The following is a 14,135-nucleotide window of genomic DNA, read 5'->3' on the forward strand; positions in this document are numbered from 1 at the left end:
TACGCAGGCACCGACCTACCGCAGTCGCAGTACCGTCCGCGTGGCGGTGGCGCCGAGATCGCTAGGCTGGCCGGGTGACCCCCCGCGTAGCGGTCGGCCGGCAAGCTCGCTTTGACACCGCGGCGGGGTTTCTCGCGTCGCGCACCGACTCCCAGCTGGCGGCGCTCCTCCGGGATGCCCCGGCCGGCACCGTCGGTGTGGGTGGCGGCTCGGCGACGCTCGCCGTCGACGGCATGCCGGTGTTCGCCAAGCGCATTCCGTTGACCGATCGAGAAGTGGACCGCCCGCACTGCACCGCGAACCTGTTCGAACTCCCGATCCACTGCCACTACGGCGTCGGCGGCCCAGGCTTCGGCGCCTGGCGCGAACTGGCCGCCAACCGGATCGTCACCGAGGGGGTGCTGGCGGGCGAGACGGCGTCCTTTCCGCTGCTCTATCACTGGCGGGTGCTGCCGGGCCGTCCGCCGGTCGCCGCCGAGCACGAGGACCCCGACGCCGTCGTCGCCGCGCTGGGCGGATCGCCCGCGGTGCGCCTCCGCCTCGAGGCGCTCGCCGCCGCGTCGTGGAGCCTTGTGCTGTTCCTCGAGCACATCCCCTACCCGCTGCTCGATTGGCTCCGCCAGGATCCGGTGGGCAGGGCCGAGGCAACCGAGCGACAGCTGTCCGAGATCGTGGCATTCCTGAGCGACCGCGAACTGCTGCACCTGGACGGGCACCTCGGCAACATGCTCACCGACGGCGAGCGGATCTACCTCGCCGACTTCGGGCTCGCCACGTCCCCGCGCTTCGACCTGTCGGACGCCGAGCGGAGCTTCGTCGAGCGCAACGCCGCCCACGATGCCGGATACGCCGCGATGACCCTGACGAATTGGCTGGTCACCGCCGTGTGCGGCGTGCCGGTGCCGGCGCGCGGCGGTCCGGTCGCGCGCAATGAGTACGTGAGACGGTGCGCGACCGGCCGCGTCCCCGAGGAGGTGCCCCCGACCATCGCCCGGATTCTCGCCCGGCAGGCGCCGGCCGCCGCGACCATGAACGACTTCTACTGGAGGTTGTTCGGCGGCGAGGTGACCACGCTCTTTCCGGGTCTGTGAAGCCGGCGGCCGGCGGGAAGGGAGTGGATCAGGAGTTGGGGCGGACCAGGCCGAGGTCGTAGGCGGCGATCGTCGCCTGCACCCGGTCGCGGACGCCCAGCTTGGCCAGCAGGGCGTTGACGTGCACCTTCACCGTGCCGGTGGTGATGCCCAGGGCCGCGCCGATCTCCGCGTTGGACAGGCCGGTGGCGACGCTGACCAGCACCTCACGCTCGCGCGGGGTGAGCCCGTCCAGCCGCCGGCCGGGCTCGGCCGGACCGGCCAGCCCGCCGCTGGCGAAGGCGTCGATCAGCCGCCGGGTGACGGCGGGACTGAGCATGGCCTCGCCGTCGGCGACGACCCGGATGGCGGCGATCAGGTCGGCGGGCAGCACGTCCTTGAGCACGAACCCGGCGGCACCGGCCCGCAGCGCCTCGTAGACATAGCGGTCCTGATGGAACGTCGTCAGGACGAGCACCCTGGTCTCCGGCGCCGCGGCGGTCAGCAGCGCGGTGGCGGTCAGACCGTCCATGCCGGGCATCCGGATGTCCATGAGCACCACATCGGGCCGCACCCGCGCGGCGAGATCGAGCGCGGACTGCCCGTCGGCGGCCTCCCCGACAACATCGAGCCCTTCCTCGGCGTCGACGATCGCGGCGATCCCGGCGCGCACCATGAGCTGGTCGTCGACGACCATCACCCGGACGGCGATGACGCCACCTCCTTGTCGTCCCCGGCCGGCGTTTCCGGCCGCTCTCCGGCAGGCATGATCCCAGCCCGAGATCCGTCCCCACCCGCCGACCCGTCCCCACCCGCCGTGCTGTCTCTGCTGGCCGAGCTGTCTCTGCTGGCCGTGCTGTCTCTGCTGGCCGTGCTGTCTCTGCTGGCCGTGCTGTCTCTGCTGGCCGTGCTGTCTCTGCTGGCCGTGCTGTCTCTGCTGGCCGTGCTGTCTCTGCTGGCCGAGCTGTCCCTGCTGGCCGAGCCGTCCGTGCCGACCGCCTCGTCCTGATCGGCGGTGCGGTCCTGATCGGCGGTGCGGTCCTGACCGGCCGGGAGGTTCCCATCGGCCGGGAGGTTCCCATCGGCCGGGCCGGCTCGATCGGCCCGGCTGTCGAGTTCGGCCGGCTTGGTCGCCCTTACCGGGCGGTTCTCGTCCGGATTGGTGGTGTGCGGTGCCGGGAGCAGGATCTCGGGGCCGCCGTCCGCGGCGGTGACGATGCTGCCGCCGACCGCGGCCAGCCGCGCGCGTAGGCCGGCCGCGATCTCTCCGCCCTCGTCCGCCGGCATCGGCCGCATGCTGATCCGCAGCGGGTCGCCGGTCAGATCCACCCGGACGGTGACCGGCCCCGTGTCCCCGGCCAGCAGCAACTCCACCACCCGGAACGCCGACAGGTCCACGTCCGCGGGCAGCGCCCGCCCGGCGCCGGTCAGCTCCAGCCCGATCTGCCGCCCGCTCCCGCGCCAGCGTTCCGCGAGGCCCGGCAGGGCCGCCGTGGTCGGCTGCGGGTCGCGTTCGCCGGTGCCGCGGGCCGGGTCCGGCTCGTCGCGCAGGCCGTTGAGCAGGCCGCGCATCGCGTCCAGCGCCGCCCGGGCCGAGAGCAGCACCTGGTCGAGGTCGCCCGCGTCGGCGGCGGTCGCCACCTGGGCCGTGTCGCGCAGCACCGCCGCGCGCAGACCGGCGGCCACCCGGGCACGTTCCAGGCCCGCTTCCATGATCGCGTGTGCGGTCGCGGCGGCCACCGCGTCGTGCTCGCGGGCCTCGATCCTGGTGCGGCGCCGGCGGACCGCGAAACCGGTCAGCCAGGAGCCCACGAGCGGCACTCCCAGCGGGCAGCCGACCAGCACCGCCATGATGATCGTCCAGGCGGCGAACGGGATGTCGTCCTCCGGCGGCGGGTCCAGGGCCAGGGTGACGCCGGTCGCCAGCATCGCCGAGGAGAGCGCGACCGGGATCGCGAGCGCGGTCAGGTTGTTGCGGCGGCCGTAGCGGGCGACCGCGTAGACGGCGGCGGCCTCCGCGCCCAGGCCGGCGAGCATCACCCAGCCCAGGTCCGGCCGGAACAACCCCGCCGCGATCAGCACCGGCACCGACCAGGAGGTCACCGCGACCGCGCCGAGCACCGCCCACGGATGGCTCCGGCGCCAGAGCACCGGGACCGCGTGCGCCGCGGAGACGAGGACGAGCAGCGGGACCGGCGCCGCCGCCATGTCCGGGTCGTCGCCCGTGGTCAGCAGGGCGGCCGCCGGCACCAGCAGCACCATCAGGAACAGCACGACGTCGATGACGTGCTCCGAACCGGGCCACCGGAGGCGGCGCGGGACCGGGACCGGCGCGGTCGTCTGCGGCAGGACCGCGTGGACCCGCCAGCCGCCGCCCGGCCGGGGACCCGCGGACAGCGTGCCGCCGAGGGCCGTGGCTCGTTCCCGCATGCCGGAGACGCCCCGCCCGGAGCCCATGTCCGTGACGCCGTCCGCCCGGGCACCGTCGTCGTCGACGGTGAGCTCCAGGCCCTCGGCGGCGCTGGTCAGCTGGATCCGCACCCGGCTGGCCGGGGCGTATCGCAGGGTGTTGGTCAGCGCCTCGCGGGCGATGCCGCAGACGGCCTCGGTGGTCGCGGCCGGCAGGACTTCCGGCGTGGTGCGCACGCTCACCTGCTGGCCGAGCAGCCGGAAGCCGCCGGCGAGCTCCGCCAGCCGGTCGGCGGCCGGGCCGGGCCGCTCGTCCGGCAGCCGCAGCAGCGCGACCAGCCGGTGCAGCGCTGCCAATGTGTCGCGGCCGGTCCGGGCGGCGAACTCGCGGGCCTCGGCGACCAGGTCGGGCCGGCTCCCGCCGAGGCGCTGGGCGGCCGAGGCGATGACCACGATCGACGTCAGGTGGTGTGCGGTCACGTCGTGCAGCTCGCGGGCCAGGCGGTGGCGTTCGGTGTCGGCGGCCCGGGCCCGCCGGTCCTCGGCCTCGGCCAGCCGGCCGGCCGCGGTGGTGCGCTCGGCGTGCCAGCGGTGCCGGGCCCGGCCGAAGGCCACCACGGCGGAATACACGATCAGGATGGTGGCGACCTCGGCCGCGTAGTCCGCGGCCACGCCCGCGGTGGCGGCGAGCAGCGCGCACTGCCACAGCACCGCCGCCGCCCCGATGCCCAGGCTGAGCCGTTGCGAGCGCAGCACAGCCACGCTGTACAGCGCCACCAGGTCGGCGAGCGAGATGACCAGGAGCGCGTCGGTGGGCACGCCGAACGTGCCCACGGTCAGGGCCGCGGCCACGATCCCGATGGTCGCCGGCGGCGCCGCGCGCCGCCACAGCAGCGCCACCGCGACGACGATCGTGGCGCCCACCCCGGTCGCGACGGCCGGCGCCGGCAGCCGGTCGCCGGAGATCAGGGGGATGCCCGGCCAGACCGCCAGTTGCGTGACGGCGAGGACGAACGGCAACAGCCAACCCGGGATGCGTTCCATGACGCACCGACCTTAGAGGGCCGCGGCCGCGCCCCGCATCGGCCCGAGGTGCCACCCGGATCTATATCCAACGGAGGAGGCGGGGGTCCGCAAGCGGAATACTCAGCTTCAGCCTTCCACCGCCGACAGGTACTGCGCCAGAGCCGTCGACAGCGACCAGGGAGCAGAACGCAGCGATGAGTGCAGCCGACACGCGGGTAGGCCGCCGGCGCGCGGTCGAGCCGGCCCGCCCGGGTGCGCTCCCGCTGGTGCTGGCGTTGCTGTCGGTGGCCGGGGTGACCGGGTGGCTGGTGATGCGCGACGGTGGTTCCCTGATGCCCGGCTACGCCGGTGGCCCGCTGGCCATGGTGGCCGCGTTCCTCGCCTGCCGCCGGATCGGGTCGATGATCGTCGTGCCGCGCCCGGTCCGGGGCTTCTGGCGGCTCTTCTCACACTCGGCGATCTGTGTCGGGATCGGCTCCGTCTGCTCGTTCGCCTTCGCCAACAACGATCCGGGGCTGTCGCCGTACATGGCCGTGCCGACGTTGCTCGGCGTCGTCATGTCGGTGCTCGCGTTCCTGCGGCTGCCGGTGGAGCGCCGGTCCGCGCTGCGCTGGGCCCAGCTCTTCCTCGACGGCGCGACCGTGGCCGTGGCCGGCTCGCTGATCTACTGGTACGTCGTGCTCGACCTCGCCAGCCCGGCCACCTCGGCGGTCACCCGCAACGGCGCCGCCGCCGTCGGGGTCGGCGCGCTGATCTCCCTGGTCGTCATCGGCCGCGCGGCGATGAGCCCGGCCAGCGTGGTGGACTCGGTCTCGCTGCGCATCCTGACCGTCGCACCCATGGTCGCGGTCGCCGTCACGGTGCTGCTCATCGCCGGCGGGGACACCGGGCGGCTGATCATCTCGGTGCTGGCCGTACCGCTGATCGGCGTGGCGATGGCGCTGGCCGCGTACCGTCAGGAAGTTGTCCTGCGCCGCCCGGCGGCGTCTGTCGCCGCGCCGCCGGCGCGCGGCTCCTACAACGTGCTGCCGCTGGCCTCGGTGATCGCGACCGCGGCCCTGGTGATCACGGTCTCCGCCCGCCAGCTCGGCTGGCACCAGCGCGTCGTGATCATCGGCGCCGTGCTCATCGCGACGTTCGTGGTGACCCGGCAGCTGCTCGGCCTGCGGGCCAACGACCGGCTGCTGGTCGGCATCCGCCGGCAGCGGGCCGAGCTGGAGTATCTCGCGATGCACGACCCGCTGACCGGGCTGGCAAACCGGGCCCGGTTCGGCGCGGTGCTCGGCGAGCGCCTCGACGCGCACCTGTGTGCCAGCGTGCTGCTCGTCGACATCGACGACTTCAAGATGGTCAACGACACCCTGGGCCACGCCGTCGGTGACCAGCTGCTCGTCGAGGTGGCCCAGCGGCTGCGCCACCAGAGCACCGTCACCCACCTGGCGTCGCGCCTGGGCGGTGACGAGTTCGCGGTGCTGCTCGACGTCGACGACCCGGCCGCCGCCGAGGCCGCCGCCGCGTGCATCCTGGCCGCGCTCGCGGTGCCGTTGCGGGTGGGCGAGCATCAGCTGCTCGCGCACGCCAGCATCGGCGTGGCGCTGGCCGGGCCCGGCGACAACGCCGATGAGGTGCTGCGCAACGCCGACATCGCCATGTACGCGGCCAAGGCCTCCGGCAAGGCGTCCTGGGCGCGCTTCGAGCCGCGGATGCGCAACGAGGTCGTCAATCACGCGCGCCTCGGCAGCGAGCTGCACAACGCGATCATCCGGCACGAGCTGTACCTGGCGTACCAGCCGGTCTTCGACCTCGTCACCGGCCGGATGGCCGGCGCCGAGGCGCTGGTCCGCTGGCAGCACCCGGTCCGCGGGCCGGTGTCGCCGGCCGACTTCATCCCGGTGGCCGAGCGGTCCGGCCTGATCATCCCGCTGGGCGCCTGGGTGCTGCGGGAGGCCTGCGGGCAGCTCGCGAAGTGGCACGCCGAGTACGGCCCCGCCGCCATCCAGTCGATCAACGTCAACGTGGCGGCCCGCCAGCTGCGCGAGGCGGGCTTCGTGGACGAGGTCGCGGCGGTGCTCAGCGACACCGGGCTGATCCCGGCGAACCTGGTCCTGGAGGTCACCGAGTCCTCGGTGCTCGACGGCCGGCAGGTCCGCGAGACCCTGCAGGCCCTGCACGAGCTGGGCGTGCGCCTGGCCCTGGACGACTTCGGCACCGGCCAGTCGAGCCTGAGCCTGCTGCGCGCGTTCCCGGTGGACGTGCTGAAGCTGGACAAGTCCTTCGTGGACGGCATCTGCGACGGCGAGGACCGGGGCCGGCTGGCGGTCGCCGCGGCGGTGGCCCAGCTCGCCGAATACCTGGACCTGTACGCGGTGGCCGAGGGCATCGAGACGGCGGCGCAGCTGGACCGGCTGCGGGCGATGGGCTACCGGCTGGGGCAGGGCTATTTCATGGCCAAGCCGCTGCCGCCGGAGGAACTGGCCGCGTTGATGGTCCCGGTCGTGGTGCCGGCCACCGCGGCGTGAACCCGCGGCGGGTGGTCGGACGGGACGTCGGCCTGCTCGGTGCCCGGCCCGGCTGAGCGGGCCGGGCACCGTGCGATCAGGCCGGGACCTCGTTGCGGTCGGCGCCCCACATGGTGTGGAAGGTGCCGTCCTTGTCGACGCGCCGGTACGTGTGCGCGCCGAAGAAGTCCCGCTGCCCCTGGATCAGGGCCGCCGGCAGGCGCTTGGCGCGCAGGCCGTCGTAGTACGCCAGCGCCGAGGCGAAGCCCGGTGCCGGGATGCCCTGCTGGGCCGCCGTGGCGACCACCCGCCGCCAGGCGTCCTGCGCGCCGCTGACGGCGTCGAGGAAGTAGTCGTCCACCAGCAGCGACGGCAGGTCCGGGGTCTTGTCGAAGGCCTGCTTGATGAAGTCCAGGAACTTCGCCCGGATGATGCAGCCGTCCCGCCAGATCTTGGCCATCTGGCCGGGGTCGACGTCCCAGCCGTACTCCGCGCTGGCCGCCTGGATCTGCTGGAAGCCCTGCGCGTACGCGACGATCTTCGAGGCGAACAGCGCCTGCTCGACGTCGCCCCGCAGGTCGGCGCCGCCCGCGCCGGCCGTGGCCGTCGGGCCCGGCAGCCCGGCCGCCGACGCGCGCACCTTCGGGTCGCCGGACAGCGCCCGGGCGAACACCGACTCGGCGATGCCGGAGACCGGCACACCCAGATCAAGAGCCGCCTGTACGGTCCACCGGCCGGTGCCCTTCTGCTCGGCCTGGTCCACCACGATGTCGACGAACGGCTTACCGGTCTCGGCGTCGACCTGCTTGAGCACCTCGGCGGTGATCTCGATCAGGTACGAGCCCAGCCGGCCCTCGTTCCACCCCTTGAAGATCTCCGCGATCTCGGCCGGTTCGTGCCCGCCGACCGAGCGGAGCAGGTCGTACGCCTCCGCGATGAGCTGCATGTCGGCGTACTCGATGCCGTTGTGCACCATCTTCACGAAGTGCCCGGCGCCGTCCGGGCCGACGTGCACGCAGCACGGCTCGCCGTCGACCTTGGCCGCGATGTCCTCGAGCAGCGGGCCGAGCGACTCGTAGGACTCCTTGGGCCCCCCGGGCATGATGCTCGGGCCGTGCAGCGCGCCCTCCTCGCCGCCGGACACACCGGCGCCGACGAAGTGCAGCCCCATCTCCTTGAGCGCCGCCTCGCGCCGGCGGGTGTCCGCGAAGTGCGCGTTGCCGGCGTCGATGAGCATGTCGCCCTGCTCCAGCAGCGGTGCGAACTCGTCGATGACCGCGTCGGTGGCCTTGCCGGCCTTGACCATGATCACCACGCGGCGCGGCCGCTCCAGGCTCGCGACGAAGTCCTCGGCGCTCTCCGAGGGGATGAACGTGCCCTCGTGGCCGTAGGCCTCCACGAGTTCCTTGGTGCGCCCGTAGCTGCGGTTGTGCAGCGCGACCGTGTGGCCGTGGCGGGCGAAGTTGCGAGCCAGGTTGCGGCCCATCACCGCCAGCCCGGTTACGCCGATTTGGGCCTTTTCCGTCATGAACGTCCTTCCTCCACGCGAGCGTCGGGGTAATCCTCCCCGCGTTCGCAAGCCGTCGCGTTCATTGTTACGTGTTCACTATGCCGAGGGTTCGACGGTCCCGAGCACCGGTTGCGCCGGGCTCGCCCGTGGGCGGCAACCGCGCGGTCAGGCGAAGATCGGACCGACGGTACGCTCCGTGCGTGAAGCGCGGCGAGATCTGGACCATCGGCAGCCGCACCGACCTGCGCTACCGGGTCCTCGTGCTCTCCTCCGACAGCTACAACGAGCGTTCCACCGCCTCGCCGTTCTGCGCGCCGATCGTGCGCCAGCGCGGCGCCACCGAGTTGCCGCCGTTCGCGGTGGCGCTCACCGAGCAGGATCCGATCACCGGGGTCGTGGTCGTCAACCGGATGCGCCGGCTGCCGGCCTCGGTCGGCGCCGAGCGGATCGGCATGGTCACCGGCTCCAGCATGGCCCGGCTCGCCGAGGCGATGCGGGAGCTGTTCGAGATGTGACCTCCCGACAGCCGTGACTATTCCACGCTGACGACGCTGACCTCGCGGGTGCCGGTCAGGGTGCCGCCCGGCGCGCCCACGTAGGTGCCCGAGGTCGGCGCCACGTCCGCGTAGTCGCGCCCGAGCGCCACGGTGACGTAGCCGTTGCCGGCCCGGCGGCCGTGGCACGGGTCGAAGGCCAGCGCCACCGCCCGGTCGCCGCGCGGCACCAGCACCTCGACCCAGGCGTGGGTGCCGCCCTGGCCGATCAGGTGACCGGAGACGTAGCGGGCCGGCACCCCGAGCAGGCGGCACATCGCCAGCATCACGTGCGCCGAGTCCTGGCAGACACCCCGGCCGCCCGCGAGCGCCTGCGCCGCCGTGGTGGTCACCGAGGTCACGCCGTACTCGTAGGTCAGGGCCGCGTGCGCGGCCGCGCACGCGCGCTCGGCCGTCCGCTCGCTGTCCGCGGCGGCGCAGCCCGCCGCCAGCTCCCGCAGCGCCTCGTCGGCCGTCGTCAGCCGGGTGGCGCGCAGCAGCCGGGGGTCGCGCAGCGCCGCGAGCGGCAGTTCCGGCGGCCCGTCGCCGACCACCCGGTCCAGCGTGGCGGTGAGCCGGAACTCCACCGCGTGCTCGACCCGGGCGGCGACCACCCGCACCACCGTGTTACCCGCCGCGTCCAGCCGGGCCCGCCGGGCGTGCGCCGCGCCGGTGACCGCCAGGTGGTGGCTGCGCCGGTAGAGGTCGCCGTGCCGGCGCCGGGGGACCACCACCAGCCGCTGGGCGAGGGCGGTCACCGGCGCCGCGTACGCGTACCGGAAGCTCTGCTCGACCCGGAAGCCGATCCGCCGCGCCCCGTCGAGGTCCATCCCGCCATGATCCGGCATGGCTGTTTCCGGCGTGTCACCGCGTCGCCCGGTAACGGGCCGCGGTGACCCCGCTCTGCTTCCCTATGGGAAACGATGATGTCGCGTCCGCCCGAACCCTGCGAGCCGAGGCGGCGCCGTAGCCGCAGGTGCGCGCGTCGCGCGGCCGGGCGGCAGTCGACGACACGAGCACCCCCATCGGCTCACTCGCACATTCATCTTTGCGCGTCCGGGGCGCCGCCCCCGCCCAGGCCAGCAGTCCGGCCATCCGTCAGCTTCGAGGGGCGTACATGATCACAGCGACCCCGGCCAGGCAGATCAGCGCGCCGATGAGGTCGTAGCGGTCGGGCCGGAACTTGTCCACGACCATGCCCCAGGCGAGGGAGCCGGCGACGAACACGCCGCCGTAGGCGGCGAGGATCCGGCCGAAGTTCGCATCGGCCTGCAGGGTGGCGACGAAGCCGTAGGCGCCGAGCGCGGCGATGCCGGCGCCGATCCACCACACGCCCTTGTGTTCGCGGACGCCCTGCCAGATCAGCCAGGCACCGCCGATCTCGGCAAGCGCGGCCAGGCCGAACAGCAGGACGGAACGGATGATCGTCACCGGCGTATGCCACCACACTGCCCGGGTGCGGCCCCTCGCGGGTGCCGCACCCAGACGCCGTTCAGCAGCCGCATCCGCTGCCGCCGCACCCGCGGCCAACCCCGGACGCCGCGGCGCGCCGGGCGGCTCGGCGCCGGTGCAGCCACCACATGCCCAGCGCCAGCGCGGCCAGCCCGCCGGCGACGGCGAGCAGGGTCTTCTCCAGGATCGCCGCACCGGCGCCGGTGAGCACGCCGGCGGCGATCAGGACCGGCAGGGCGCAGCAGGCGGCGCAGGCCAGCGCGGCGAGCCCGCCGGTGACCTTGCTGCGCCGCGGCGGCGCGTTGTCGATCCTCGGCGCCGGGTGTCCGGTGCGGGTGGGCGACGGCAGGGGCTGGCTCACGCTGTGTCTCCGGAGGGCCGGGTGGTGCCGATGGTCAGGTACGGGATCGGGCAGTCGGTGCAGGTGCAGTTGGTGAGGCTGTCGCAGCGGGCGTCGACGACCTCGGACAGCGAGGCGCGGATGCTGGCGAGGTCGGCGATCTTCTGGTCGATCTCGGCGATCTTGCCGATAGCTCGCTCGCGCAGGTCCGGGCTCGGGTGCCGGCGCCGGCCGGCGTCGAGCAGGTCGGCGACCTCGTCGAGGGTGAACCCGAGCCGCTGCGCCGCCTTGATCACCTGAAGGAGGGCGATGGTGTCAGGTGGGTAGAGCCGGTGGCCGCCGTTGGAGCGGTGTGGTTCGGGCAGCAGGCCCCGGCGTTCGTAGTAGCGCAGCGTCTGGATGTTGACGCCGGCCTGCTCCGCGACCTCGCTGGTGCGCAGCCCGGCCTGCCTCGCCGTGTTCACCGGGTCACCCCGGTAGCGGTCCGGCTGCCCTCGAACGGCAGCCCAGCAGCGGCCCAGTCCGTCTTGCCGCCCTCGTAGACCCGGACGCTGCCGACGCCGAGCAGCGCGCGCAGGTCGTCACGGCTGATGGGCTGCACCACTGACCTCCGTGTCGGACAGGCCGACGACCGCGGCGAGCATGCCGGTGGCCTCGCCGGGCATGCGGACCTCCAGGCGCAGGCCGGTGCCGTCGATGACGAGGGTGTAGCTGCCGAACGAGCAGCACCGGTACTCCGCGGCGGCCAGCCGGGCCAGGGTGCCGGCGAGGTCGACGTCGAACGGAAACCGCAACGCCACCCCGTCCGGGGTATCCGGCAGCGGGTCGCGGCGCTCGACGCGGGCGAGGGCCTGCTGCCACACGCCGATCCGGTGGTGCGCGTCGCCGCCGTCGGCGACGAGGTCGCAGGCCAGTGCCGCCTCGCCGGAGCCGGCCTCGTGCGGGAAGTGGTAGGTCGTGCCCGCCGCGGCCAGCGCGGTGGTGCAGCCGCAGGCCTCCCCGCACGGCCCGTCATGCGCCGCGCCCGTCAGGGCGGCCGACACGGCCTGCAGCCGGGCCGCGTCCTCGGACAGCGACGCGCTACCGCCGATCTCCGTCACCCAGGCAGCGGTGCCCGGTCCGGCCCCGACAGCCTGCCGATTCCGTACGGCGATGTCCGCCTGCACCTGGTCGAGCCGGGCGGTGACCGCGTCGGCCAGCCGCTGCCGGGTGCTGGTGCACTCGCCGTCGCGCCAGCCGGCGGCCAGCGTGGCGAGCGTGTCGGCGCCGAGGCCGAGGTCCTCGGCACCGGCCAGCGCCCGCACCGTACTGACCTCGGCAGGCGGGTACCCGAGACTGTCGCCGTCGCGCCGGGGCGGCGGCAACAGCCCGGCCTCGGCGTACTGCCGCAGCCGCGGCGCGGGCACCCCGGACTCGGCGGACAACTCGGTGAGATCCAGCAGGCCGGCGGTCACGACGTCGCCCCCGCCGAGACGACGCTGGCGCGTCGGGTCAGAGAGGCGAGCACGTCGGCGTGCACGGCCGGGACCTCGATGTCGAGCGCCACCATCTCGCCGTCGGTCGCCGGTTCCCCGGTGGTGGTGAAGGTGAAGAACGAGCAGCATTCGGTCTCCCGCGCGGCCAGATCCCGCACCCGGGCCGCCAACCCGGCCGGGCCGGTCAGGTGCAAACGGGCGTGGGTGGCGTCGATCGGGTCGACCCGGCGCACGGCCGTGGCGAACAGGTCGTCGAACTCAGCCAGCCGCAACGGCCGCTCGGCCGTGGGCAGCGTGCACGCATCCGGAGCGTCAAACGACATCACAGGCTCCTTCGAGCAGGTGGTTCGGGCACCGGTGCGGCGCCGTCCACTCGACGGTAAACCTGTACCTAGGTACCGGATGCAACCCCCGCAGGCCGCTCGAGGCATTCCGGCCGGCCGGCTCGCACGGCAGGGCGGAGGCCTCGCAAGATCACTCGCAAGGTAAGTCGGACGCTCGCATGGGTTCGCCCGGAAGCGACAGATGACCCCCGCTCTGCTTCCCCATGGGAAACGGCGATCCCGCTCTGCTTCCCCAGGAGAAACGCTTCCCATGGGGAAGCAGAGCGGAAGCGCGGCGCTGCTCGGCTGTTCGGCGGGGGCGGTCGTCCGGGCAGCCGATGCCCCGCCGCCGGACGGCCCAGGGCACCCGGTCGTCCTTCCGGGTGACCTGGCCCCGTTGCGCCCCAGGTGGGCCCCAGGTGCAGGTGAACGGGGGATGACGCGGCGCGGCGCGCAGGCGTATGCAGGAGCCGACGAGTGAATCCCGGCAGGCTAGGAGCGGTATGGGCGGGCAGCAGGCTTACCTGGAGGCGATGGAGAACCTCCGGTCGGTGGCGCGGCTGGTGACCGGGGACGGCGCCCGCGCCACCGTGGACCGGGCGGTGGGGCTGCTCGCCGGGCGCACCCGCTGCCGGCTCGCCGAGGCCCACCGCCACCTGCTGCAGATGGCCGCCGACCAGAACCGCGACGTGGTCGAGGTCGCCGCCGGGGTGATCGGCATGCTGGACATCCCCGAGCGCGCCGACGACCGGGGCCCGCCGGTGCCCTCGACGGTGCTCGCTTCCCGGGCCGTGCTCGGCGGGCCGCGCTCGGCCGAGCCCTGGCTCGCCGTCGTGCAGGCCGTGCTCGATCTGCTGCCCGGGCAGTCCGCGCTGCTCACCCCGGTCCGCGACGGGCGCGGCCGGCTGATGGATCTGGTCTACGCCGCCACCACCCCGGAGGTCGCCACCCCCGACGGGCGCCGCGGCCGGCAGCTGATCGGCGCCCGGGTGGCGGAGCGGTTCCCGGAGCTGCTGGCCGGCGACCGGATGGCGGGCCTCTCCGGGGTGCTGACCACCGGCGAGCCGGTGGCGCTGGGACCGGTCGCCTGCGGCGAGCAGCGGCTCACCGTGCGGGCGCACCGGCTCGGCCCCGGGATCTTCACGACCTGGGTACGGCACGGCGCGGACCCGGGCGAGAGCGACCGGATCGCCGGCACCGAGCAGCTCGCCAACCTGGGCTGGGGCGAGTGGGACCTGGTCAGCGGCGAGGTCCGGTGGTCGGCGCAGCTCTACCGGATCTACGAACGGGACCCGGCGCTGGGCCCGCTGTCCAACCAGGAGACCGAGGCGCTCGCGGTCGCGGAGGACGCGCCGTTGCGGCTGGCGGCGGCGGAGGCCTTCGAGCGTTCCGAGCGGGTCGACCTCACCTCCCGGATCAAGATCAACGGCAGGATCAAATACCTGCGTACGGTCGTCGACGCGATCCGCGACGCCGCCGGGCACCCGCTGCGGGTGTAC

General features: G+C 74.0%; 14 protein-coding genes. 4 read left to right on the forward strand and 10 right to left on the reverse strand.

The window, feature by feature from the left end; all coding sequences use genetic code 11:
- Positions 1–74: 74 nt before the first annotated feature.
- Complete coding sequence (locus tag DMB66_RS55490; protein WP_125812077.1) at positions 75–1,091, forward strand: serine/threonine protein phosphatase; 1,017 nt, start codon at positions 75–77, stop codon at positions 1,089–1,091.
- Between the two features lie 28 nt (positions 1,092–1,119).
- On the opposite strand, the gene DMB66_RS55495 is transcribed toward DMB66_RS55490, so the two are convergent.
- The gene (locus DMB66_RS55495; RefSeq protein WP_233625540.1) at positions 1,120–1,767 is read right to left on the reverse strand and encodes a response regulator transcription factor; all 648 of its coding nucleotides are present in this window, start codon (positions 1,765–1,767) and stop codon (positions 1,120–1,122) included.
- Complete coding sequence (locus DMB66_RS55500) at positions 1,767–4,523, reverse strand: sensor histidine kinase (RefSeq protein WP_125812078.1); 2,757 nt, start codon at positions 4,521–4,523, stop codon at positions 1,767–1,769. Before DMB66_RS55500 ends, DMB66_RS55495 begins: the two co-directional genes overlap by 1 nt.
- Positions 4,524–4,699: 176 nt before the next feature.
- Between DMB66_RS55500 and DMB66_RS55505 the strand changes: the two genes are divergently transcribed.
- Positions 4,700–7,024, forward strand: coding sequence for a bifunctional diguanylate cyclase/phosphodiesterase (locus tag DMB66_RS55505; RefSeq protein ID WP_125812079.1), 2,325 nt, complete (start codon positions 4,700–4,702; stop codon positions 7,022–7,024).
- Between the two features lie 76 nt (positions 7,025–7,100).
- Here the strand turns inward: DMB66_RS55505 and gndA are convergent, their stop codons facing one another.
- Entirely contained in the window at positions 7,101–8,531 is a 1,431-nt protein-coding gene (gene gndA, locus DMB66_RS55510; protein ID WP_125812080.1) for an NADP-dependent phosphogluconate dehydrogenase, read from the reverse strand.
- Positions 8,532–8,713: 182 nt separating this feature from the next.
- Here gndA and DMB66_RS55515 point away from each other — a divergent pair, with 182 nt between their 5' ends.
- Positions 8,714–9,028: a type II toxin-antitoxin system PemK/MazF family toxin gene (locus DMB66_RS55515; protein ID WP_125812081.1), complete on the forward strand. Its 315-nt coding sequence runs from the start codon at positions 8,714–8,716 to the stop codon at positions 9,026–9,028.
- Positions 9,029–9,045: 17 nt separating this feature from the next.
- Here DMB66_RS55515 and DMB66_RS55520 read toward each other — a convergent pair whose 3' ends face one another.
- From DMB66_RS55520 to DMB66_RS55545, 7 genes are all read right to left on the reverse strand, one after another.
- A complete protein-coding gene (locus tag DMB66_RS55520; RefSeq protein ID WP_158647682.1) occupies positions 9,046–9,876 on the reverse strand; it encodes a transglutaminase family protein in 831 nt (276 codons plus the stop codon).
- Between the two features lie 268 nt (positions 9,877–10,144).
- Positions 10,145–10,477, reverse strand: coding sequence for a YnfA family protein (locus DMB66_RS55525; RefSeq protein WP_125812083.1), 333 nt, complete (start codon positions 10,475–10,477; stop codon positions 10,145–10,147).
- Positions 10,478–10,538: 61 nt separating this feature from the next.
- On the reverse strand, positions 10,539–10,859 hold the full coding sequence (locus tag DMB66_RS61990) for a hypothetical protein (protein WP_158647683.1): 321 nt from the start codon (positions 10,857–10,859) through the stop codon (positions 10,539–10,541).
- Positions 10,856–11,302 carry a MerR family transcriptional regulator gene (locus DMB66_RS55535; protein ID WP_199753211.1) on the reverse strand — a complete coding sequence of 149 codons (447 nt, stop codon included), beginning with the start codon at positions 11,300–11,302 and terminating at the stop codon, positions 10,856–10,858. Before DMB66_RS55535 ends, DMB66_RS61990 begins: the two co-directional genes overlap by 4 nt.
- On the reverse strand, positions 11,299–11,439 hold the full coding sequence (locus tag DMB66_RS61995; RefSeq protein WP_158647684.1) for a hypothetical protein: 141 nt from the start codon (positions 11,437–11,439) through the stop codon (positions 11,299–11,301). Before DMB66_RS61995 ends, DMB66_RS55535 begins: the two co-directional genes overlap by 4 nt.
- The gene (locus DMB66_RS55540) at positions 11,420–12,292 is read right to left on the reverse strand and encodes a MerR family transcriptional regulator (RefSeq protein ID WP_125812084.1); all 873 of its coding nucleotides are present in this window, start codon (positions 12,290–12,292) and stop codon (positions 11,420–11,422) included. The genes DMB66_RS61995 and DMB66_RS55540 overlap by 20 nt, the downstream gene beginning before the upstream one ends.
- Entirely contained in the window at positions 12,289–12,636 is a 348-nt protein-coding gene (locus tag DMB66_RS55545; RefSeq protein ID WP_125812085.1) for a hypothetical protein, read from the reverse strand. Before DMB66_RS55545 ends, DMB66_RS55540 begins: the two co-directional genes overlap by 4 nt.
- 503 nt (positions 12,637–13,139) lie before the next feature.
- Here DMB66_RS55545 and DMB66_RS55550 point away from each other — a divergent pair.
- Positions 13,140–14,135, forward strand: a 996-nt coding sequence (locus DMB66_RS55550; protein ID WP_158647685.1) for an ANTAR domain-containing protein, incomplete at its 3' end; no start/stop codon positions are given.

The organism is Actinoplanes sp. ATCC 53533, assembly GCF_003947245.1.

Coding starts and splice junctions, on each gene's coding strand:
- DMB66_RS55495 (WP_233625540.1), bottom strand. CDS start 1,767: ATGGTCGTCGACGACCAGCTCATGGTGCGCGCCGGGATCGCCGCGATC.
- DMB66_RS55500 (WP_125812078.1), bottom strand. CDS start 4,523: ATGGAACGCATCCCGGGTTGGCTGTTGCCGTTCGTCCTCGCCGTCACG.
- DMB66_RS55505 (WP_125812079.1), top strand. CDS start 4,700: ATGAGTGCAGCCGACACGCGGGTAGGCCGCCGGCGCGCGGTCGAGCCG.
- gndA (WP_125812080.1), bottom strand. CDS start 8,531: ATGACGGAAAAGGCCCAAATCGGCGTAACCGGGCTGGCGGTGATGGGC.
- DMB66_RS55520 (WP_158647682.1), bottom strand. CDS start 9,876: ATGGACCTCGACGGGGCGCGGCGGATCGGCTTCCGGGTCGAGCAGAGC.
- DMB66_RS55545 (WP_125812085.1), bottom strand. CDS start 12,636: ATGTCGTTTGACGCTCCGGATGCGTGCACGCTGCCCACGGCCGAGCGG.